This is a genomic window from Flavobacterium sp. CF136 (assembly GCF_000282055.1).
Lineage (GTDB): Bacteria > Bacteroidota > Bacteroidia > Flavobacteriales > Flavobacteriaceae > Flavobacterium.
The window spans coordinates 14,423-39,395 of the sequence record NZ_AKJZ01000061.1 but is presented as its reverse complement, the minus strand read 5'-3'; the positions used below and the strand labels follow the sequence as shown (position 1 = coordinate 39,395).

Annotated in this window: 12 protein-coding genes; 1 reads left to right on the top strand and 11 read right to left on the bottom strand. The window is 34.7% G+C overall.

The window, feature by feature from the left end; genetic code table 11:
* The first annotated feature begins 109 nt into the window (after positions 1-109).
* A complete protein-coding gene (locus PMI10_RS17110) occupies positions 110-1,129 on the top strand; it encodes a PAS domain S-box protein (protein WP_007810324.1) in 1,020 nt (339 codons plus the stop codon).
* A gap of 109 nt (positions 1,130-1,238) precedes the next feature.
* On the opposite strand, the gene PMI10_RS17105 is transcribed toward PMI10_RS17110, so the two are convergent.
* From PMI10_RS17105 to PMI10_RS17055, 11 genes are all read right to left on the bottom strand, one after another.
* Positions 1,239-2,294 (bottom strand): sialidase family protein, encoded by a 1,056-nt coding sequence (locus PMI10_RS17105; protein WP_007810323.1) that lies wholly within the window; start codon positions 2,292-2,294, stop codon positions 1,239-1,241.
* A gap of 70 nt (positions 2,295-2,364) precedes the next feature.
* The gene (locus tag PMI10_RS17100; protein ID WP_238539479.1) at positions 2,365-3,909 is read right to left on the bottom strand and encodes a PNGase F N-terminal domain-containing protein; all 1,545 of its coding nucleotides are present in this window, start codon (positions 3,907-3,909) and stop codon (positions 2,365-2,367) included.
* A gap of 579 nt (positions 3,910-4,488) precedes the next feature.
* Positions 4,489-6,075, bottom strand: a complete 1,587-nt coding sequence (locus PMI10_RS17095) for a SusD/RagB family nutrient-binding outer membrane lipoprotein (protein WP_007810316.1) — start codon at positions 6,073-6,075, stop codon at positions 4,489-4,491.
* 17 nt (positions 6,076-6,092) lie between these two features.
* A complete protein-coding gene (locus tag PMI10_RS17090) occupies positions 6,093-9,188 on the bottom strand; it encodes a SusC/RagA family TonB-linked outer membrane protein (RefSeq protein WP_007810314.1) in 3,096 nt (1,031 codons plus the stop codon).
* A gap of 243 nt (positions 9,189-9,431) precedes the next feature.
* On the bottom strand, positions 9,432-12,092 hold the full coding sequence (locus PMI10_RS17085; RefSeq protein WP_007810313.1) for a glycoside hydrolase family 3 C-terminal domain-containing protein: 2,661 nt from the start codon (positions 12,090-12,092) through the stop codon (positions 9,432-9,434).
* 11 nt (positions 12,093-12,103) lie between these two features.
* Positions 12,104-14,347: a GH92 family glycosyl hydrolase gene (locus PMI10_RS17080; RefSeq protein WP_007810311.1), complete on the bottom strand. Its 2,244-nt coding sequence runs from the start codon at positions 14,345-14,347 to the stop codon at positions 12,104-12,106.
* A gap of 10 nt (positions 14,348-14,357) precedes the next feature.
* The gene (locus PMI10_RS17075; protein WP_007810309.1) at positions 14,358-15,842 is read right to left on the bottom strand and encodes an alpha-L-fucosidase; all 1,485 of its coding nucleotides are present in this window, start codon (positions 15,840-15,842) and stop codon (positions 14,358-14,360) included.
* Positions 15,843-16,055: 213 nt separating this feature from the next.
* Complete coding sequence (locus PMI10_RS17070) at positions 16,056-18,377, bottom strand: beta-N-acetylhexosaminidase (RefSeq protein WP_007810306.1); 2,322 nt, start codon at positions 18,375-18,377, stop codon at positions 16,056-16,058.
* A 6-nt stretch (positions 18,378-18,383) separates the two neighbouring features.
* A complete protein-coding gene (locus PMI10_RS17065) occupies positions 18,384-21,524 on the bottom strand; it encodes a glycoside hydrolase family 2 TIM barrel-domain containing protein (protein ID WP_007810304.1) in 3,141 nt (1,046 codons plus the stop codon).
* 170 nt (positions 21,525-21,694) lie between these two features.
* Complete coding sequence (locus tag PMI10_RS17060; protein WP_007810302.1) at positions 21,695-22,723, bottom strand: isoaspartyl peptidase/L-asparaginase family protein; 1,029 nt, start codon at positions 22,721-22,723, stop codon at positions 21,695-21,697.
* A 12-nt stretch (positions 22,724-22,735) separates the two neighbouring features.
* On the bottom strand, positions 22,736-24,973 hold the full coding sequence (locus PMI10_RS17055; RefSeq protein ID WP_007810301.1) for a GH92 family glycosyl hydrolase: 2,238 nt from the start codon (positions 24,971-24,973) through the stop codon (positions 22,736-22,738).

Here is a 24,973-nt window from a genome sequence, read left to right as displayed (position 1 = left end):
TCACCAAATTACAACAAACTCAAAGTCCAATTTTGTAATATATATAATTAATTATGTAAAGATAAAATCATATTTTTTGTCGAAATTTATAAATTGACCCCAAATAGTTATGCAGAAAAATTTTCCTCAATATCGTATTCTTATATTTAGTAGTGATGTTCAGGAAATTGAACATATGAGCGAATTGATTCATGACAGGATTTCTTCTCCTAAAATCACTATTGCTGCAAATTTTAAAAGTGTCTGCAAAATAATTTCTGCTTTTAACTTTGATGTGATTTTAGTATGTATAAATCATACAGACAGCGGTATCGAAATATTAGATTTTATTGAAAAGAACATAAGCAGAGCAGGAGTAATAGTCATTTCGGATATTATGGCAATTTCGGAAATTGTTGATTCGAAAAATGCAGATAATAGTGCTAATGTATTTGATTATTTGCCAAAAAGTGAGTTAAGTTCTTTGCTGCTGTTTAAAAGCGTTATTTACATTAGTGAAAAAAATAAATTTCATATTAAGTTAAAAAACCTGGAGCGTAAATACAGTAATTTATTTGAGATGAATCCTGTTCCTATGTGGATTTATGATTTAGAATTTTTAAAATTTTGGCGTGTCAATGATGCCGCTGTCCGTAAGTATGGATATACAAAAGATGAATTTAAGGAAATGACATTAAAAGATATACGACCTAAGGAAGATTTAGTAAAGTTGGAAAAAGCTGTAGGTATGGTACGAAAACATAAAAAACTCTTCACTAACGGAATTTACCGACATAAAAAGAAAGATGGTACCATAATGTATGTTGAAGTTGTAAGCAATATAATCTATATTGATAAGGTAAAATATGGACTTGTCCTTGCGAATGATATAACCGAAACCCTGGATTATATTCAGGCAATAGAGGATCAAAATTCTAAGCTGCAGGAAATAGCATTCAATCATTCCCATATAATCAGGGCGCCTCTTACCAATATGATGGGCATATTAAATCTGGTTAAAGAAATGGATCTTAATACTCCGGAAAGTGCCGAATTATTAGAACATCTTTTTACATCTTGTAATCAGTTGGATGAAAAAATTGCTGAAGTTGTAAAAAAAAGTGCTTCATATCCTCTTTCAAAAAATTAAGACGGGAGACTTCTTTGTTTTACTTATTTAAGATAATCAGATATTCCGCTTAGTGATTAAGGATAACCTTTTTTGTTTTTGATTTCGCCTTTGATGTAACTTTTGGGCATTAATAGGTTATGTCAAATTCAACATGTTTAATATACTTTCGATTGTACGTATATAAAACATGAATTTTTCCGTCTGAAGCCTGAATTATTGCCGGATAGCTGAATTCGCCTTCTTTTTGGTTTTCAAGATCAAATAATTTTGTCCAGTATAGTCCGTCTTTTGAATATTCCACGTCCAGTATATTTCTGCCATTGAACCAGTCTTTTCCTTGTTTTAGGGGATTATTCACCAATAAAAAAGATTTTTTTGATAAGGTCAGTGCATCAACACCTGAGTTAGAGTTTACCACATTCAGGGTATCGGTATGGTTCCAATTTTGTCCATTATCTTTAGACCAGCTGGTAATTAGTTTATTGTGTTTACTTCGACACAGCATCTGAATAATTTTATCAGAATGAACCAGAAATGTAGGTTGGATAATATCAAAATTTTTATTGTTTTCAATGTTAATTTTGGTCCACTTATCGGTTGCTTCAGTATAAGTTTCAATATGGCTTCTCCACTGATTATTTTCTATACTTTCTGTACTGCTTCCGCACAAAATAGTTCCCTGAGTTGTTTCTATGGGTTTATTTTTAATGGGACCCAGAATTCCCTCGGGCAGGTATTTCGGATTGCTCCATGTTGTCCCGTCATCATTAGAGGTAATCATGGCACCAAACCATTCCCTCGGATTTTTTCCAACTTTATAAAACAAGTATAATTTTTTGCTTTTACTTTTAAATAATACAGGGTTCCAGCACGGTAAAGTATCACCTTGTTTTATTAAGGGCTTAATAATATTTTGAGGCGATGACCATGTTTTTTCTTTATAAGTCGACAAATAAATCCCTACATCTTTAGCTCCTTCATGTTTTCCGCCAAACCAGGCAGCCATAAGTTGGCCGGGTTTGATTTCAACAAGAGTTGCGGCGTGGCTGTTGTTTGTTATTGGTTCGTTAGAAATATAACTTTGAGTGATATTGGTTGCTTTTGGATTTTTCTCTAACACGGAAGCACAGGAAAAACAGGCTAAAGCTAATAATACCAAGGGATAATTTAATTTAAAAATCATTGTTAATCGTAAGAGTTGATAAGTAGCGGTGTTTTTTACCTGAGATGATGATTAAGTGCTGTAATGAATATTATTTTTTGTCATCTAAGCTATTTAATTTTCCAACAAGTACTCCCGAAATATTCCAATGATTAGTACTGGGACCTTCATTAGGACCTTGTTCAATAACAACCTCCAGGACATGTTTTCCTTTTTTAAACTTAGTTAAAGGAATAATATAAGGAGAAGTCAACATTCCGGGACACCAATTTGACCGGCTTAAATCACTGGAAGAAAGACCGTCAGGGAAATTTCCCGATGCCGGATTAGATAAACGATACGATGCACAATCTGTTCTCCAGGGTATAATTTTAAAAACTTCTTCGCCATCAACAAATAGTTTGTTCATTCTGGGAGTAAATTCATCTCCGTTATCCCAGCCTCCATGCCCCGTAGTGGTATACAAAAGTTGTAGATTTTCAATATTTTCCTCTATTTCAAAATCTACCTTTAAAGTATCATTAGCAAAAAGCCCTCCATAGTTTTGTCCTGACATTTCCAGGGTATTTACCGTTGAGAATAATGGTGCTATATAATTTTTTTTAGCAGTATTCTCGTTTTTATTCATCGAAGGATAAGAGTCCAGTTCGAGACTTATTATATGACCACCTGCATCATAATTACCAATAAAAACGCCAATCCAGATTTCATCTTCATCTGTTGGAATTAAAGAAGTTACTTCTTCTTTATAAATGACATTTTCAGCCCAGTTATAATTATTTATTTTTCTCTTATCATTAAAATAATTAACCCCAAATGGTGTAAAAAAACTTAGTATTTCAATTGAAGGAGAATACTCTTTTTCTTTTATTATTCCCTGGTATTTATTTTTTTTATTGTCTGTGTAAACCGGCAACTTTTCTAAACCATACAAATAAGCGTCTAATGGTGTAGTCATTCCTTTTTTCTTCGTTGGAATAATAAATACAGAACCTGTTCGATCATAAGCGTCTCCATTAGACTTACAAGTTAGTTTTGCAAAAATGGCACTGCTGTTTTTTAATTCCGGAGTAATTTTTATTTTTTTGAGAACTACGCTTCCTTTAGAAAAATGATAAACCTTGTCTGTAATAAGGTCTTTTTCCTGGGGAATTGCAGAATTTGGGTCGAAGTTTAGAACTTCATTCTCAAAAACATGCAATTTATTATATCTGGAATTAATGATAATTTCTTCAAATTCTGACTTATTAACCAGTACTGTTTTGTCATCATAATTAACAAATGGTTTATAATTTTTAACTTTCGTTATAGAATTGGCTGTCAAAGTTTCATTCCCATTATAAACCAATTCAAGAACAAGTGCATTTTTATTTGGCAAAAAATTACTATTAGGTGTTCCTTTTGCAGCAGTCTTTTCAGTATACCAGACATCGATTTTATTTGAGAAATAAGAAAAAGAAACATGTTGGCACTTATATCCAAGTATAATTCGAGTGTCATTTTCTTGCTTGGGAATAGGTAAACTATCAAAAGGAGTTACTTTTTTAAATACTTTTCCCTCGTAATTAATCGCGCTAATATTACAATTATTCTTTAAATCAATGTATTGTTGAACCTTATCCTCTGGTTTTGACAAAAAAAGCATTTGATTTTGAAAAAAAATGGATATATCCTCATTTGTTTTTTTTCCATTGCTATATTGATCATAACTAATTTTAAATACCTCCGATTTATTTTGAGCAGCAAGAATCAAAGGCAAAAAAACTATTATAAATTTAAAAATTCTCATAATCTGTTTTTATAATTTTAAAGCTTAATAAGATTTTGTGGCGATAACTACTATATTTTTCTTTATACGTAAGCACAGGAAAAACGGCTAAAGCTAATAATATCAATGGATAATTTAATTTAAAAATCATTGTTTATGATAAGGATTAATAAGTCAATAATTAATTATTGCTGACGATTCATTTTTTGTTTATGGTTTTCGTACATGGAATCAAAACACAGTTGGCCCAGGCTACTAATCCAAGAATAAAGAAAAGTCCGGCTATAATTATAATGGGTATTAATGTATTATCATTGTTTGGATAAAATAGGATATTGCTATTGGCCATAGTTTTTATTATTAAATGTTTATATAAAACAAAAGGAGAGTGTTACCTCTCCTTTTGCTGTTATAAGTAACGAATCTCTTTATCTTTACTTATTAAATTTATTTTACATCCCACCAAAGTTTCGTTCCTCCTGTGTCCGGACCGCCTAATTTTACGATTCCATCAAGAACAGCGTCTTTGTTGGCAGAGTATTCATTTGTAGTGTAGATAACTCTTTTCATTAGGCTTTTACCAACACCTGCGTCAACGTTATCTGTGTTAAGTATCGGATAAATTACTTTTGCATCACTTCTGCGTAAGTCAGCCCAAGTTTCCCAAGATTCTGGGAACAATGCTAAATACTTTTGCACTGCAATTTGTGTACGTTGATTAGCTTCGGTAGAAGACCAAGCAACCGGAAGTTTTACTGGTACATCTGCTAATTCTGTTAAAGTAGGGTAAGATGCTAAAATTTGAGGTACAACCGGCAGTGTATTTCCTGCGATGTAAGCATTGATATCAGCGGTATTGGTAATACCCCATTGAGCCATAGACAATTTAATACCTGCTTCATATAAACTTTGAGCAGTTCCGCTCATATTCCATCCGTTCAAAGCACCTTCAGCTCTGTTTAAATAACACTCAGAAGCCATGAAAACTTCGATGTTTTTAGTTTCGCTGATAGTTCCTGTAGAACCATTACCTAATACATCATTATTAAATGTAGAGAACTTAGTTGTGCCAAACTGATCGTCTAAACCTCCAATAGGTTTTCCTTGATAACCTCCAGTTTCGATAGGAGAAAACCAAAGCGGTAATCTTGGATCATTATATCCTTTAAGGATACTTTCCATAGATGCAGTCATTGTATAACCCCATCCGTTTACAATCATGTTTAAGTTGTTTGGAGTAATGTTACTAACTTTAAAGTAAGCACTTTGATCGTTAGTTTCGATAACTCCTGCTGCTACAGCAGCTTCTGCTTGTGTTTTAGCTTTAGCGGCATCAACATCAGAAATTCTTAATGCGATACGTAATCTAAGACTGTTTCCAAATCTTCTCCATTTGTCTGTGCTGCCTTGATAAATTCTATCATTTGGTTGTAATAAACCAACTGTTGCAGAAGAACTGCTGCTTAATGTAGCATTAGATTCGTCTAACAATTTAAAGAAGTCTGCATAGATAGTCTCTTGACTGTCGTAAGCCACTTTTTCTTTACCATTTCCAGCTTCTGTATATGGAATTGGTCCGTAAGCATCTGTCATTTGGTTGTACATGAATACTTTCCAAATTTTTAATACAGCAAGTGCCTGCTCATCTCCGGCGGCAGCTTTAACAGCATTATTTAAAGCCGGAACAGCAACTGTGTAAAATCTAGTCCATCCACGAGCTTCAAAACCGCTGAAATCATTTCTTTCTGTACCATATCCGCAGCTTAAGTATTGGATAAAAGTAGATGATAATATCCCGGTAGCAATACCCCAGGTTCCTTGATCATCTACACCTGGTGAAGAGTACGATCCATTATGAATACCTGCATAAAGTGCAGATGCAAATGAAGGACCTGCTAGACTCGCATCTAATTGATCTTCAGTAAGAGAATTTTTATCTGTGTTTACGTCATCAAAATCGCTTGTGCAACTTGAAAAAACAGCAACCATCGATAAGACAACCCCCAGTGTTTTAATTTTATAACTATTTTTCATGATATCTTTTTTATTAATTAAAATCCAAATTTAACATTAACTCCATAATCTCTCGTTGAAGGAATGTTGAAAGATTCTATACCTTGTAAATTTCCTGTACCTGCACCTTGTTCTGGATCAAAATATTTTGCTTTATTCACGAAAAAGAATAAGTTTCTTCCCACTAATGAAAAATCAATATTTGAGAAACCTGAGTTGCCTAATAAACGTTTTGGTAAAGAATATCCAAATACAAGTTCTCTTAATCTAATGTTTGTAGCATCATAAATAAAAGGCTCTGCAATTGGAGTTCTTTGCCCTACAGATGTCCAGTATTGTTCTGCTGTTATACTTGTAGTATTAGGACTATATGTTCCATCTCCGTTAGCAACAACACCACCAACAACAATACCGCCTTCTCTTCCTGCCAATGTAATATCATTTACTCCTAAACCAGCTTGTCTGGCCTGAGTATAAGAAATAACTTCTCCACCGATTCTGAAATCAACTAGGAAACTTAATGAGAAGTTTTTGTATTTGAAATTATTTTTGAAACCTGCAGTCCAATCTGGATTAAAGTTTCCGGCACGAACATCAAAACTATTTGTAGCAAGTGGTAAACCAGCAGCATTTACAATAATTTGGCCATCAGCTGTTCTTTGGAAACCTTTAATATACAAATCTCCGTATTCTCCACCTTCAACAACTTTACTTCTTACTAACCTTCCTTCTCCAAGTACCAATTCATCTCTTCCATCATAGATAGATTTTACTAAAGATTTGTAAGTTGCGAAGTTTGTAGTAATATCCCAAGTAAAGTTTTCTGTCTGGATAGGAGTCGCAGTAAGCACAACCTCGTAACCTTTATTTTGAATTTCACCACCATTAACAACTCTTCTGGAATATGCAGAAGATTCAGGTGTGTTGATATAGAAAATCTGATCTTTTGTATTTGTTTTGAAATAAGTAAAATCTACTCCAATACGGTTTCTTAAGAATCTAATATCAGCACCAAATTCTATAGAATTAGACATCTCTGGTCTAAGATTTGGGTTTGCAGCAGTTGTTTGTCCGTATAACATACCTCCGTTACCACCAATGTATGATAATCTAGAACTTGTTTGGTAAGGATCTGTATCATTACCCACTTTTGCGTAAGAAGCTCTTACTTTTGCAAAACTGATTACTTCCGGCAATGTTGCCATATCTGAAATTACACCAGAAAGACCAACTGAAGGATAAAAGAATGATCTATTATCTGCTGGTAAAGTAGATGACCAGTCATTTCTTCCTGTTATATCTAAAAACAAATAGTTTTTATAACCAATTTGCCCGAATCCGTAAACAGAGTTAATTTGTTTTTCAGAAGCTGTACTAGTAGATGAAATAGTAGAAACATTAGATAGGGCAAAATAATTTCTTTTACTTAAAATACCTCCAGAACCTAAAGAAGAACTGTTTTGTTGCAGCATGTTTGCACCTGCATTAAGACTTACAGAAAAGTCTCCGAATTTCTCATTATAAGCAAGTAAGGCATCAGTATTAAATTCGCTTACTGTCTCATAAGATTCGCTGTAAGAACCTAAGTTATTATTAAATTCAGCAGTAGCATATCTGTTTCTTACTGCTTTATTTGTCATTTGATCCAAACCTGCTCTAACTTGTAAACTTAACGTTTTTGTAAATTCATATTTAAGAGAAGCTAAACCAATAAATCTATTTCTTTTGTCTTTACGAGAATCGTCACGTAATGCAGACCAATATGGATTTCCACCAGGAGCTCCGGTTTCATCTAAGAAGTAATTCTTTTGCAATTGTCCGGCAGCATCTCTATATTCAAAATCTCTGTAATCGTTATATTTAATACTACGAGGCAATAAATAAACTGATGTACCAATAGACTCTTCACCTGTTCTTAATAAATTATCAATGTCTTGAACAATATAATTTGTTTTTACATCTAAAGATAATTTATCAGAAAGTTTGCTTGTCAATCTTAAGTTAAGATTGTGTCTTTCTAATTTATTTCCTCCCACGATACCTTCTGCATGAGTGTTAGTATAAGAGAAATAACCTTGAGCTTTTTCATTTCCTGTAGTTACAGTTAATGTATTGGCTAAGTTATAACCTGTTTTAAAGAAATCCATTGAATTATTTGGCTGTGGTGAGTAACTTGTAGTTGCAGGACCAGAATAATTTGGATTACGAACTAACTGCCAAGCAGATACCTGACTTCCGTCTAATTTTGCTCCCCAGCTTGAGCTAGAGTTTGCAACGTAGTTTCCTTGAGTTCCTTGACCGTACTCATTTTGGAAGTTCGTTAAGTTGTAAGCTGTTGAAGCCATGAAATTAGATGACAACGAAACAGAAGTTTTTCCAGCCTGTCCAGATTTAGTAGTAATAACGATTACACCATTACTTGCTCTGGTACCATAAAGAGCAGCTGCAGACGGTCCTTTAAGAACTGTCATAGAAGCAATATCTTCTGGGTTGATGTTAGAAATACCATCAGGTTGTGTTGTTCCTCCTGTATCAATATCTGGATTTGTAGTCGTTGTTCCGTTACTAATTGGCACACCATCCACAACATACATTGGCTGGTTGTTACCATTAAGAGATCTATTCCCTCTTAAAGTAATTCTGGAAGAACTTCCTACACCATTAGAAGTCGTAGAAAAGTTAAGACCTGCAACTTTACCGGAAAGTGAGTTGGCAACGTTCAATGACCTTGCTTGGGAAATTTCACTAATCCCAACATTTTGAGCGGAATAGGAGATGGCTTTTTTCTCTCTCTTAATACCTAACGCAGTTACTACCACTTCAGATAATTGTTGGTTGTTGGCACTTAATGTTACATTAATACTAGTTAATCCTGCAACAGGAATTTCTTTAGTGGCACTCCCTACATAAGTAAATACCAAAATTGCTGATTGATTTGTAACACTAATACTGTATTTACCATCAAAATCTGATGATGTACTGGTTTTTGTCCCTTTAACAACAACATTTGCTCCCGGGATTGGCATTCCGCCAGCGTCTGTGATTGTTCCTGTTACTGTAGATGTTTGAGCCTGAAGAGTCTGAAATCCTAACAAGCAAAACAAAAACAGTAATTTTAGTACGTTTTGATTCATAGTTTAATTGTTTGTGAGTTAATAACATGTTAAATTTACGCAGAGCATTGTTAATTAAATCATTATTTCGACAAATGACAATTTTGAAAAGGTGTAGGGTAATTTTTTTATTTTAAACTACATTTTTATAATTAAAATCCTTACGTTTCCAATGTTGGCGCCTCATTAACTCACAACAATTATTATTTTCATTAGAATATTATCTGTTTTATACTTAAAAACATAAATTATATGTTTTTGGAATCAATTTACAACCCTGAAGCTTAGTTTTTGCAAATCGACAGAGTTTCCTCCAACCATAACTTCAAAATCACCAGGTTCAACAACTCTTTTCATTTCTCTGTTCCAAAGACTTAATTCTTCCGGAGTTAATACAAATTCTACCTGTTTTGTTTCACCTTTCTTAATAAATAGTCTTTTAAAACCTTTTAATGTTTTTCTCGGAGTTGTTACACTGCTGTAAACATCATTGATGTATAATTGTACCACTTCATCACCATCATAATTTCCTGTGTTTTTAACATCTACACTAACTTTCAGTTCGCCGTCAGGTTTAATTTCTTTAGTGTTCAGGTTAAAATTTGAATATTCGAACTTTGTATAACTCAGGCCATATCCGAAAGTATATAATGGATTTTCACTTTCAGAAACATATCTGTGTATGGCAGAAGGTTTCTGATTGTAATATATAGGTAACTGTCCCACGGATTTAGGAAATGTAACTGGAAGTCTTCCTCCCGGGTTATAATCTCCAAATAAAACATCAGCAACTGCTTTTCCACCAGCTTCACCAGGAAACCATCCTTCTACAATAGCCGGAATATTCTCGCTGATCCAATTTACCGAAAGCGGACGGCCATTTAGCAATACACAAACTACCGGAGTTCCTGTTTTTTGAATCGCTTCAATAAGTTCCTGCTGCATACCATGTAAATCTAAAGTAGCAACATCTCTGTTTTCTTCAACCAATTCATTGGATTCTCCTAAAACTACAATCGCAACATCAGCTTTTTTAGCAGCGTCTATGGCAGGTTGTAAATTGACTTTTTCTAAATTCCAGCGTAAGTGAGCTCTTGCTCCCCAGCCGCCTTCCCACATCTCAATGCGGACTTTGTATTTTTTACCGGCTTCAATATTTTTTGGCGTAGTTACCATATTAGTAGCTCCTTTTGTCCAGTTGTCAATCACTAACTGATCGTCAATCCACATTCTGATTCCGTCATCAGAACTTAAACCCAACCAGCCGTCAAATGCTTTTTCTGATTTTATGAAACCCGTCCAGCGAATAGAAAAATCATCATCTGCAACACCATCTCCGGGAGACCATGGCCAATCGAATTCTAATTGACTGTCAATACGGGTCAGGGCAGGAGTTCCTTCTAAATTCCTATTGTTGAAATATTCTCCTTTTAGTCCGTTTTGAGATTCATCAGGGGTAAACAAATAAGCTTTCGGAATAACCTGTCCCATCACGATCAAAGGCACACCTTCTTCATAAAGTACATTTGTTTTTGCACCCACAACCTGTTTTATACCTTCTAAAACTGTTGTTCCAACCTTATTTTTTACAGAATATCCACCCAATCTTGAAGCATTGGCGTTTGGGCCAATAACAGCGATCGTTTTGATATCCTTTTTTAAGGGCAAAATATTGTTTTCATTTTTTAATAAAACAATAGATTTATGACCTGCTTCTAAAGCGATATCCTGATTTTCTTTCGTATGAAAACGCTCTTTAATCAGGTTTTTATCAGTATACGGATTTTCGAATAAGCCTAATAAAAATTTAAGTCTTAAAACTCCTCCAGCAGCACGGTCTATTTGCTCCATCGTAAGTTTTTTTTCATTCACCAAATCAATAATCGTTTGCTGCCAGAACTCATTTGTGAAATCATAAAATTGCATATCAACCCCGGCAGAAATTGCAGTTCTGATGCTTTCTTTTGGAGAGTCTGTAACATAATGAGTAGTTTGGAGGTATTTGATAGCTCCCAAATCTGAAACCACGATTCCTTTGAAACCCCATTCTTTTCTCAAAACATCAGTCAAAAGCCAGTGATTTGCCGCACAAGGAATACCGTCTAATTCAGAGTAGGCACACATGGTTCCTAAAGCGCCACCTTTTCTAAAAGCTTTTTCAAATGATGGTAAAAAATCCTGACGGGCAGAACGTTCCCCAACCAAAACCGGAGATGCATTTCCTCCTGCCTGTGGGATACCGTGAACTGCAAAATGTTTTGGTTCTGCAATAATAGAACGATCTGATTTCAAATCTTCACCCTGCATTCCTTTTATCATCGCAAGGCCAATTTCACTGTTCAGATAAACATCTTCACCAAATGTCTCGGCAACTCTTCCCCAACGCGGCTCAAGACCAACATCTAAATTAGGGCCTAAACCAAAATGAACTCCGTGGGCTCTGGCTTCAGTTCCGATTACCTTTCCAACTTTATCCATTAGACTGGTATCCCAGGTAGAACCTAAACCAATGCTCATTGGGAAAGCAGTACTTCCGTCGTCTAAATAACCATGAAGCATTTCACACATAATCAGCGCAGGAATACCCCATTTGTTCTTTTTAATAACTTCACTCTGAAGATCATTAATCATTTTCGCCGAACGCGGATAAATATCATGAATAGCCCCAATGCCAAGATTTCCGATTTTAGCATCAGATTTGGTTTTGGAAAAATCTTCTTTGTCTTTAAAATACTCGCCTTTGTACATATCCATCTGACGAACTTTTTCCTCCAGGCTCATTCGGCTTAACAAGTCTTTTACTCTGTCTTCAACAGGCATTTTAGCATCCTGGTATGGATACTTTTTCTGTGCTGAGCTTTGGTTAAAAAAACCTAAAGCCATTACGAAAATAATGGCTGTCTTTTTCATTCTTAATTGTAACATAATCGTGTTTTTTAATTTTGAATCACTTTCAGTGTTTTTCCATTCACAAAATCTTCATGAGAGATAAAAAAACTATTAATCGTTTTTCCGTCTAATTCAATTTTATTGATTTTGCGATCATTATTTTTTTCCCGTTCAATTACAATACTTTTATTTTTATAGTATTTTGAATCTAATTGAATCGTTATTTTATCAAACATTGGGGTAGTAATCGTGTAAATCGGATCTCCGGGAGATATCGGATAAATTCCCATCATTGAATATACTAACCAGGCAGACATAGTTCCGGTGTCGTCATTTCCCGGTAACCCTTTTGGTTTGTTCTGAAAATATTCTTTTACCAGTTTTTTTACCATTTCCTGACTTTTAAATTCGTCTCCTTTGATGTAATTAAACAAATAAGGATAAGCAATATCAGGCTCGTTTGCCATATCAAATTGTTTAATATCGAATACTTTTTGCAATTGATTTGAAAAGCCTTTATCACCGCCCATTAATTTTATAAGCCCTTTGATATCATGCGGAACCATAAAAGCATATTGCCATGCATTACCTTCTATAAAACCAATATTTTCTTCAAAATTGGCTCCCGATACAGGATCAAATGGTTCGTACCATTTTCCGTCAGCTGTTCTTGGGCGAAGTAATTTTAAATTTTTATCGAATAATTTTCGGTAGGATAACGAACGGTTTTTAAAACGTTCCTGATCTTCTTTTTTTCCTAATGCTTTCGCTAAAAGTGAAATCGAATAATCAGATGCATTATATTCCTGTGTTGTAGAAACGGGTCCACGATCACTAGTTGTTAAAAATCCTTTTTCGATATAATCTTTAAGCCCCGGACGTAATGGATTGTTTTCGATTTGGTCGGCACCTTTCAACATCGCTTTGTAGGCTTTTTGCACATCAAAATCCTGAATCCCTTTTAGGTAAGTATCGGCAATAACAATACTTGCAGGATCGCCAACCATAGTAAACGTTTCTGTAGAATTTAATTCCCATTTCGGCAGCCAGCCATTTTCATCATACATTTCCAGCATGCTTTTAACCATATTTGATTGTTGCTGTGGATATACCAATGACATTAACGAATGTAAATTTCTATAGGTATCCCAAAGCGAAAAAACAGTGTATCGCGTTCCGTCTGTTTTACCAATTTTGCCTCTTTTTATTTCAGGATATTCCCCATTGAAATCATTTAAGGTATTTGGATGAATCAAAGTATGATACAATGCCGTGTAAAAAATAGTCTTATCGTCTTTTGAACCGCCTTCTGCCAAAATCTTAGAAAGTTCCTGGTTCCATTCGTTGTACGTTTCCTTATAAACGGTGTCGAATGATTTGTTTCCGGTTTCTTTTTCTAAATTTTCGCGTGCATTTGCGATGCTTACGTACGAAACTCCAATTTTAACTTCAACCGTTTCTGGTTTGTCAAACTGATAGGAAAAATAAGTTCCGATGCTGTCACCAACAACCGTTTTGATTGTATTTTCCATCATTCTGGTTTTTCCGTTATACGTCATCCATTGTGCTTCTGTACCTTCGTATTTTGATGGTTTTTTCCAAACCCCAAACTTGTTGGCAGGTTTAGAAAATTTCGCAACAAAATATACCGGATATGCATCTTCCGGACTGTTGTAACAAAACGAACCAACGCTTCTCATTCCTTCAATTTCAGATGAAGAAACCACTTTTACCATAGCGCCTTCTTCATTTGTCAAACCTAAACCAAGATTTAATAAAATATTAGATTCTCCTTTCGGGAAAGTAAATTTGCTTACACCAACTCTTTTAGATGCTGTAAATTCTGCTTTGATATTATATTTATCAATGTTTACACTATAATAAGCTGTTTTTGCAATTTCGTTTGAATAAACAGAACCATATTTCAAATGATTGGTTTCTACAGCTCCGGTAGTTGGCATCAATAAAATAACACCCAATTCAGGACAGCCGACACCACTTAAATTTACCTGACTGAAACCTGTTAAAAATGTATTTTCGTTTACATATGGATTAGATAACCAGCGGCTGTCTTTTTCTAAGGGCAAATTTTGAGGTCCCGCTACGTTAAACGGACTGATACTCGCCATTCCTCTTGGCGCAATAGGTCCGGGGAATGTAGCTCCGTAATTAGAAGTTCCAATAAACGGATTCACATAATCAGCCGGCTGTTGTGCAAAAATAGTTACGCTAAAAAACAGCATGCAAAATAAGCATGCTGTTTGTATGGTTATCCTTTTATCTAAAAACATATTATTTTGTCTATCTGTTAACAGCTTCAATCTTTAATGTCCAGGCTTCTTTTGCCGGTAAATTATTTCTTAAGCTTTCCGGAATTACAACTTTAAATCCTTCCGCTTCTTTTGTCCATTTTAATGATGTTTTAGAACCTAACATCGAGATTTTTGTTCCTTTTTTAGGGTTGATGGATTTTACGACAACTTCTGCAGGAATTTTAGTTTCTCCTTCTTTAGCCAAATAAAACAAGAAAACATTTCCTTCTTTATTTTGAGTCATACAAATGTTGTTTTCTTTGTAAGGAGCAATTGGTTTTGTATTATAAATTGCTGTGCTGTTTACTTTCATCCAGTCTCCGTAGGCTGTCAATAAATCATAAGCGCCTTGCTGCCATTCACCTTCCGGGCTTGGAGCTACATTTAATAATAAATTTCCACCTTTGGCCACAACATCAATAAGCATATGAATACCTTCTCTGCCGGTTAAATATTTGGCATCCGGAGTATAAGACCAGCCACCGCCGGAAGTAATACAGGATTCCCAAGGATAAGGTAATGTTTTTTCGGGAACTCTGTTTTCCGGAGTTAAGTAGTTTTGGTTTTTACCATGAACTGCTCTGTCAACTACAATTAAACCAGGTTGTTTTTGGCGCGCTTCTGCAACCAATTCATCCATTTTAACGTCTTGCTCAACCACTCTGTGTTTGATAAATCCGTTTTTTGATTCGTTTTCTGTAAATTTCTCCTCGTAGTTTTCTTTAATATTTTGCTGATCTCTTTTTCTTACCCATCCGCCATCTAACCACAAAATATCAACTTTACCGTAATCTGTCAATAATTCTAAAATTTGGTTATGTGTAAAATCAACATATTTTTTCCATTTCTCAGGATATAACGTCGGATCATAATTTACGTTTCTGTCAAAAGGAGGGAAGTAAGGATCCCAGTAATTTTCGTTATGCCAGTCAGGTTTAGAGAAATAAGCACCAATCATTAAATTTTCATTTCTGAATGCATTAAAGACTTCTTTAGCAATATTTGATTTAGGATTACTGCTGAAAGGACAATCTTTGTCAGTTACTTTATAATCTGAATATTTGGTGTCAAACATATTAAAACCATCATGGTGTTTCGTGGTAAAAACCATGTATTTCATTCCGGCATATTTCGCTGCTTTTGCCCATTTTGCAGGGTCAAATTTTACAGGATTAAATGTTTTTTTCAAGCCTTCATAATCTTTTACATAATCATTATAATTAGCAGGATTACTTCCTTTTTTGCGCTCACACCATCCATAATCTTCAGGGCATATTGACCATGATTCTACAATTCCCCATTGACTGTAAGTTCCCCAATGCATTAGCAAACCAAACTTTTTGCCCTGCCATTCATCTAAATTTTTCAATACCAACGGATCTGTTTCCGGAACATATCTTTCATCTTCATAAATGGCTTGAGAAAACATTTGAACTGAAAATAAAATGGCGATTATGAATATTCCTCTTTTCATTTTTACTCTATTTATTGTTTATTATTTTTTGTTTTAATTATGAAATTCTTATTTAACACATAGAGACATAGTCTTCATAGTTTAAAAAAGCGTCTCACTTGCATTAACACACACATAACTATGTGTGAGAAACTAGTTTCTTTTTAGATTCTTTTTTTAATTCTAAATATAAATCTATGTTTCTATGTGTTAAATAATTGTACCCAATGGGTTTTAATTCACTAAGATTTCATCTACAAACAACCAGGAATCTTCTCCTTTTGGGCTCTTTTTTAAATTTCCTGCAATTACTTTTACATACCTGGCGTTCTGTTTTCCAAAATTGATTTTAAAATCTTTCAATTCCGAATTTGCGTTTACAGCAAACGGACGCGATATTTTTCCGACTTCTTTATAAGTAATGCCGTCAGTTGACAACAGTACTTTAATTTGTATTGGAAAATAAACTCCCGAACCCTGATTTTCTAAAGTACCAACGATTACCTGTTCTACACTTTCCTGTTTTTCAAGATCAATAACAAGTTCCATATCGTTTATCAGCCAGGCCTGCCATTGCCCATCATGGAAATTTTTAGAACCTCTGATAGTATTTACCATTTGAAAAGGGCCGTCACCTTTATAATTTTGATTGTAAGGTGTTAAATACATTACTTTGTGTGCAAATGCCTTATGGAAAATAATAGTATCCGTAAAAATTTTGCCCACTAGTTTTTCATTTTGATACAAAGAAGCTTTTAAAATAGTAGTTTCTTTAAATTGAATCGGATTTGTATATTTTACAGCATTTCCTGCCAGAGTTTTATTACCCAAAACATAACGAATATCCGGATTTGGAAATTCATTTTTTAAAGTAATATTGATTTGCTTTTGAACTAAATCAGCTGTTGAAGAAGCAGTAACCAAATAGGCACTTTTTGAATAATTGATACCTAAATAATCATAACGTTGCAACAAAGGAGTCAATCTGGTTGTAAAATCATTCCAATTACGACTTTCTTTAGGACTCCATAATGCTTCAGATAATGCAGCCAGCCTCGGAAAAATCATATACTCCGAATCTTTTGGTCCGGGAAGATGTTCTGACCATAAATTAGCTTGTCCGCCCAAAACATGTTTGGCGTCTGCAGGAGATATTGCTGATACAATTGGATCAAATTCGTACACTTTGCTTAAAGGCGTATATCCGTCAAAAGCCAAAGGTTCTTCGTTTTGAGGCCCCTGATAAAAATTAAAATAACAATGTGATTCCGGCGTCATAATTACATCATGGCCTTTTTGTACCGCTTCAGCACCAATTTTATCTCCTCTCCAACTCATAACGGTTGCAGTAGGATCGATTCCGCCATCCAGTATTTCATCCCAGCCAATTAATTTTCGTCCTTTTGAATTGATGTATTTCTCCATTCTTTTAACGAAATAGCTTTGCAATTCATGAACGTCTTTTAAGCCATTATCTTTCATTCTTTTTTGACAATAAGGACATTTCTCCCAATTGGTTTTGGTTGCTTCATCTCCACCAATATGAATGTATTTTGAAGGGAAAACAGCTATGACTTCATCGATTACATTTTGCAGAAACTCAAACGTCGTTTCTTTTCCTGCACAATAAATATCGGTAATAGGCCATAATCCGCCAGACGGAACTCCAATACGCTGATTAAAACAAGCTAATTCCGGATACGATGCAATTGCGCTGCTTACATGAGCGGGCATCTCAATTTCCGGAATGATTTCGATGTTTTTGGTTGCTGCGTATTTTACAATTTCTTTTAATTCATCTTGTGTCAAAAAGCCTCCGTAAGTTCCTTTTTCATCCGGATTTACAGTAAGTCTGGCATTCCAGATTACGTTTTCCTGATCGACCCTCCAGGCACCAACTTCAGTTAATTTTGGATATTTTTTAATTTCCATTCTCCAGCCCTGATCGTCTACCAAATGGAGATGCAGTACATTCATTTTAAGCATTGCCAAACGGTCAATAGTCTCCAGTACGTAATTTTTATCGAAAAAATGACGTGACAAATCCAACATCAAACCTCTCCATTGAAAACGGGGTTCATCTGTAATGATGACATTTGGAATTTCCCACTTTATATTCGATACGATATTTTTACTTTCAATAGCACTCGGAAGTAACTGTCGGATACTTTCTAATCCGTAAATAAAACCTGCATTTCCTTTGGCAGTAATCGTAATATTTTTAGCATTTACTTCTAATTTATAAGCTTCTTTATTTAGGGTTTGATCTACTTTAAACTGAATATAATTACTTTGTGGAATCACATTTGAAATCTCAGGGCGCCATCCGGCAGCCTTTTCAAATTTGGTTATTAAAGCGGTTGCAATTTCTTTTTGAAAATCATTGTTTACAACAAACTTCGTGTTATTGGAGAATTGGAATATTCCTCCCTGAATTACCAAATTCATTGGCTTCGGAATTATTTGAATATCCTTCTCTGTGAATATTTTTTGACTGTATCCAGAACTTAAAACACTTAGAAAGATTACGACAAGGAATGGTTTTAATACCCTCATAATAAATTATTTTATAGATGGTGTAATTGTAAATTGATATTGATAGCTTTTGTCTCTCAGCAAATATTTTTCCATTGGCCATGCCTGCCAGCTGTCAATACCGCCGACACCCATTTGTTTATAATCAATTTTTAAACTTGTTAAATCTCTTTCTTTAAGTTCAGCAGCATGTCTTTGGTCTTTTTTCAGACCGTCATCCAAATCTTCATTTAAAAAATGTAATGCTGTAACCGCCAGTAAATCATCTGACTTAACGGTTATTTTTAGATTATTATTTGATAACTGATACCATCTGATATCTGTTTTATTTCCGGTTTCCTGCGGACGGATATAAGGATAATATTGCTCAGAAACCGTTTGATTATAAATGCCAACCTGAGCACTGTAATTTCTGTCGATATAATTTTCATGCGGCCCTCTTCCGTAATAACTGATATTGCTGAAATCTTTAGGCAGGATAATTTCCATTCCAAATCTTGGAAGTACCGGCTGCTCTTTAGTTTTATCAATATTCAGTTGTTCTTTTACGCCTAATTCCCCGTTACTGTTTATCTCATAATTTAGTTCTAAAGTCGAAGAAACGGAAGATAAATTATACATTGCTTTTACTAAAATTTTATTATCTTTTGTAACAGAATATGTCCAGCTAACCAATGTTGGATTATCTGTAGCATCTTTCCATGCTTTTAAAATTACCTGAAGATTAGCTCCAAAGTCATTATCGTTCGGTGCTCTCCAAAAGTTAGGGCGTAATTGATATCCATCTTTTAAAATAGATTGATTATTGAATGAATATCCATTTATAAATCCTGTTTTTTTATCAAAAACTATTTCAGCTTTATCACTTTTAAATATAGTACTGTTTTCTTTTTTCTCTACTGAAATTTTTGCTGCACCTTCAATTTTTATATCATTTTTCCAGCTTCCTTTATACGCAAGCTGTTCTGTAGCAATTTCGAAACCTTTTGGTAAAAACGGCTCGTCTTGTTTAATATGATAGGTCACATCTATAAACGCTTCTTTAAATTGTCTTCCATCTAAATTAATTGGAAGCGTGTACGATTTAGATTCGTTTGGATTGATTTCTAAATTATCGATAACGCCGCTAATATCGTCTTTTCCGTCTAAAACTAATTTCCAGTGTAAACTGACATTGCTTAAGTCTTTAAATGAAAATTCATTATAAACTTTAATGGTTGCAGTTGAAGCATTTTCCCAGGAAGTCAAAATATTTTGCAGCACATTTCGCATTTCAAAAGCATGCGGATTTGGTTTTCTTTCTACAGTAAATACCCCGTTGTTGACAAAGTTATTATCGCTTATTACATCTTTTGGTCCAAAATCACCTCCATACGCCAGAATACGGGTTCCGTCAGGTAAAGTTTTATAAACTGACTGATCGATCATATCCCAAATAAAACCTCCCTGAAAATTTGGATGTTTTCTAATCACATCCCAATAATCTTTGAAATTTCCCATAGAATTCCCCATTGCATGTGCATATTCACATTGGATATAAGGACGTGTCGGATTTGGAATTGCCTCAATATATTCTTCCATTTTATTTGGTGAACTGTACATTGGGTCTATAATATCAGAATCCCAGTCAAATTTTAAGGTTTTTCCGTCCCAGCCACCAACAGTAGCTCTCTCGTATTGAATTGGTCTTGATTTATCGCGGTTTTTTATCCACAAATAACCTCTGTAAAAATTATAACCGTTACCCGCTTCATTCCCCATACTCCAGATAATGATTGAAGTATGATTTTTGTCTCTTTCAATCATACGCTGCATACGCTGAATGTGCGCCAATTCCCAATCGGGTTTATTCCCCAATGTTTTGGTAATATCATAACCCATTCCGTGCGATTCTATATTGGCTTCGTCAACAACATAAATTCCATATTTATCGCACAATTCATAAAAATATTCATCATTTGGATAATGTGACATTCTCACTGCATTGATATTAAATTCTTTCATCATTTTAATATCCTGCTCCATGCGCTCTCTTGAAATTGTTTGTCCCGTAACAGGATCAGTTTCATGACGGTTAACGCCTTTTATGTAAATAGCTTTTCCGTTTACTAAAAGTTGACCGCCTTTAATTTCTACTTTTCTAAAACCAACATTTTGATTGATCACTTCAACAATATTTCCTTTTTTATCTTTTAAAAGAAAACTAATTTGATATAAATTCGGAATTTCTGCACTCCATTTTTTAGGATTGTTTACTGCAAAATCAAAGGTTTGTTTCTCGTTTAACGCCGGAATAACTTTTGAAGCAACAATTGTTGAACCATCCTTAAGCTGAACTTCTAAAGTATAATTATCTTTTTTATTTAAATCCGAAAATGCAGTTGAAATTTTTAAAGTCCCGTTTACATAAGAAGCATCCAGATCCGGAACAATTTCATAATCTTTTAAATGTGCTTTATTTCTGGCAACCAAATAAGAATCTCTTGTAATTCCGCTCATTCGCCACATATCCTGACATTCTAAATACGAGCCGTCGTTCCATTTCATTACTTTCAGAACGATACTGTTTTTACCGGTTTTTACATATTTATTTATGTTGAATTCAGACGGAAGTTTTCCATCTTCGCCATAACCTACATAAACACCGTTTACCCAAACCGTCAGATTTGATTTTGCCGTACCAACATGAAGAAAAATATCTTTTCCTTCCCAGGATTTATCAATTGTTACTTCTCTTCTGTAAACTCCTGTCGGATTATATTTTGTGGGAACAAATGGCGGATTTGGGGCCATTATATAATCAAAATCATAAGTAGTATTTACATAAACAGGATATCCATAACCATTTACATCCCAACTGGCCGGAATTTTAAAATTATCCCAGGCTGAGTCGTCAAAAGTGCTTTTTTCAAATTCATTTGGTAAATCATTCGGACTGTTGACATATTTAAATTTCCATGCTCCGTTTATATCCAGGTAATTTTTAGATTGTCTCCAGTCATTTTTGGATGCCAATGCTTCGTTTTCAAAAACATAATAAGCAGCATGCATAGGTTCTCTGTTATCTTCATTGATTTTTTCGTTTTGCCAGAAAGGAACTTTTTCCTGTGCGTTAACAGATAAAATGGAGATAATTAGTATTGATAATATGGATATTTTTTTTTTCATTATTTGTTTTTTTTTATTCTCAGTCTGCCTGAAACTTGCAAGCTTTGTCAAAGTTTGTCATTCCGAGGGACGAGGAATCACACATGAAACTCCTCATAGCAAATCGTTAATCTTTGTCGATTAACTAGTGCGATTTCTCCTTTCGTCGAAATGACAATATTGTGTGTAATTTATTTTTCCCAGGCCATTTTAAATTTAGCATCTTCCATTCGGTGTCCTTTTTCATCATCAGAAACAGCATAATTAAATCCTGATCTTAAACTGTAACCAGCATGTTCACCATTTTTATTTAAGGCAATAAATCCAACTTGCAGATATTCCATGTCTTTATGGTTTTTATGCTTGTTGTAAATACGTTCTGTAATTTCTTTACAGGCATCAAAAGGTGATTTTCCCTGACGCATTAATTCAACTACCATTGCACTTCCGGCAGTTCTGATTACTGCTTCTCCCAAACCGGTTGCAGCAGCAGCACCCACTTCATTATCCAGAAAAAGCCCCGCGCCGATGATTGGGGAGTCACCAACGCGGCCATGCATTTTCCAGGCTGCGCCACTTGTTGTACAGCCGCCGGCAAGATTTCCGTCCTGATCCAGCATCAGCATACTAATTGTATCGTGATTTTCTATATTTATTACAGGTTTGTATTTTGAATCTTCCAGCCATTTTTTCCAGTCTTTTTCAGATTCCGGAGTTAACAGGTTTTCTTCTTTAAAACCTTCAGACAATGCAAATTGAAGCGCTCCCTGTCCTGCCAGCATAACGTGAGGCGTATTCTGTAACACTCTTTTTGCCACCGAAATAGGGTGCATAATGCCTTCCAGAAAACAAACCGAACCACAATTACTGTTATGATCCATAATACAGGCGTCCAGAGTTACTTTCCCATCACGATCCGGATATCCGCCATAACCAACACTGCGGACATTTGGATCAGCTTCTGGAATTTTCATGCCGGCTTCGATAGCATCTAAGGCTGGTTTTCCTGCTTTTAATTGTTTCCAGGTTTCTTCATTAGCGGGTAAACCATGATTCCATGTCGAAATGATAATTGGTTTTTTTTGCTTTTTTCCTAAGTCTTCGATTTCCGGAATTTTTTCCTCTTTTGTATTCTTAGCAAATCCGCTGTAGCCTAAAACAGAACTCACGGCAAGTGTGCCTAAAGTTGTTTTTTTTATAAAATCTCTTCTATTTGACATATACTTATTTTTTTAATGAAACATTTCTGAAGATAATGCCATGTAATTTTTCTCTTTTTTAGGGAATTTACCCATTGTAAAAATTAAGGTTCCTCCTTGAGTAATCTCTTTATGTGTGATATAATTTCTGTCTGTTTTTTCTCCATTCAATTCAATAGATTGGATATATATATTCTCATTGCTGTTGTTCCTTGTTTTTATAACAAATATTTTATTGTTTTCTAAGTTAATTGTGGCTGTGTCAAATAATGGTGATCCAAAACTATAAATCCCCTGAGCCGGATTTACAGGATAAAAACCTAATGAACTAAATATATACCAGGAAGACATTTGCCCACAATCTTCATTTCCGCAATGCCCGCTGGGAGTGTTTTTATACTGAGTCCCTAAAATTTCCCTAACTAATTTTTCCGTTTTCCAGGGTTGATTAATATAGTTATACAAGTAAGCCACATGGTGACCTGGCTCATTGCCATGCGCATATTGCCCAATCATACCTGTGCTAAATATAGGTAATTTGTCTTCAGGTAAAGGATTTAAGGTAAACATTGAATCCAATTTTTTTTCAAAAGCCAGATTTCCGCCAACGACTTTTATTAACCCTTCAATATTTTGAGGCACTGACCAAAAATATTGCCATGCATTGCTTTCGCAGAAATAAGGAGTATATTCTTTTGGGACAAATTCTTTTATAAATTCTCCATTTTTCAATTTTGGACGCATAAATGTACTTTTAGAATCGTACAGGTTTCTCCAATTCTCAGAACGTTTTAGGAAGTATTTGTAATCATTTAATTTATGTAATGCTTTTGCAAACTGTGCCAAACACCAATCATCATAGGCATACTCCAGCGTTTTTGAAACTGACCAGTTTTCATTATTTTCATCAGCAGGAACATAGCCTAATGTTTTATAACTATCCAATTGTCTTGAGTCAACCATGGAGCTTTCTACGCAGGCTTTATATGCCAATGCTGCATCAAAATGTTCAATTCCTTTAAAATAAGCATCGACAATAACGGGTATTGCGTGGTTGCCTATCATCATATTAGTTTCATTTCCCTGCATGGACCAAACGGGTAACAAACCTGTTTCTTTATAATGTGCCAATAAAGAATTAATCATACTGGAAACACGTTTTGGATGCAAAATAGTATACAATGGGTGCGCCGCTCTATAGGTATCCCATAACGAAAATGTATCGTATCTGTCAAACCCTTTTGCATTTTCAATAGTACCGTTGGCACCTTTATAATCTCCGTTACAATCACTTAACAATGTGGGAGCCAACATCGACTGATACATCATGGTATAAAAGATTTTCTTTTTGGTATCGTCTGGTGTTGTAATCTGAATTTTTTGTAATTCTTGTTCCCAAAGGGCTGAGGCTTTAGCTTTATAATTTTCAAAATTAAAATCAGAAGCTTCTTCTTCTAAGGATTTATAAGCTCCTTTAATTGAAGCTGTGGAAAGTCCTGTTTTTAGAATTATTTCATCTTCATCAATTGTATTATAATTTAAAACGACTTTGGTCTTAATTGCTTTTGATGGATTAGCTGTAAGCGAATCGTTTTTAAAAATCTGATATGACTTAAAAGGTTTTGAAAGTTTTATAACAAAATACACCCGTTGTTCATTGGCCCAGCCTGTTGATTTTCTATACCCTTCAATAGTGGTCTGATCCACGACATTGATATAGGTTTCTATGGGAGCATCCCAATTTAAGGCATAGCCTAAATCAATATTAATCTGCGAAGCATCATCTTTAGGAAAAGTATATTTATGAATACCTGTCCGTGCTGTTGCTGTAAGTTCTGCCTTAATTCCAAAATCTAATAAATTTACGGCATAATAACCCGGAACTGCTGTTTCTTTATCATGTGAAAATCTTGAAAACGGTATAAAGTTATTGTCCTTAATCCGTTTTGTAAATCTGCTGTTGGTCGGCATCACTAAAATGTCATATAAATCTCCTGCGCCGGTACCTGATAAATGCATGTGAGAAAATCCGGAAATAATAGAATCTTTATAATTATATCCTGCAATTCTATCCCAACCGGGTATTCCAATATCCGGACTTAGTTGTACCATCCCAAAAGGAACTGTTGCCCCTGGATATGTATTCCCGGGACCAGCTGTACCAATGAATGGGTTTACATAATCAGTCAATTGAATCTCTCCTTTTTTATGTAGCCCACAATTAGATAACAACAATACAAATAGTACATATATCAGATACTGTTTCTTCAT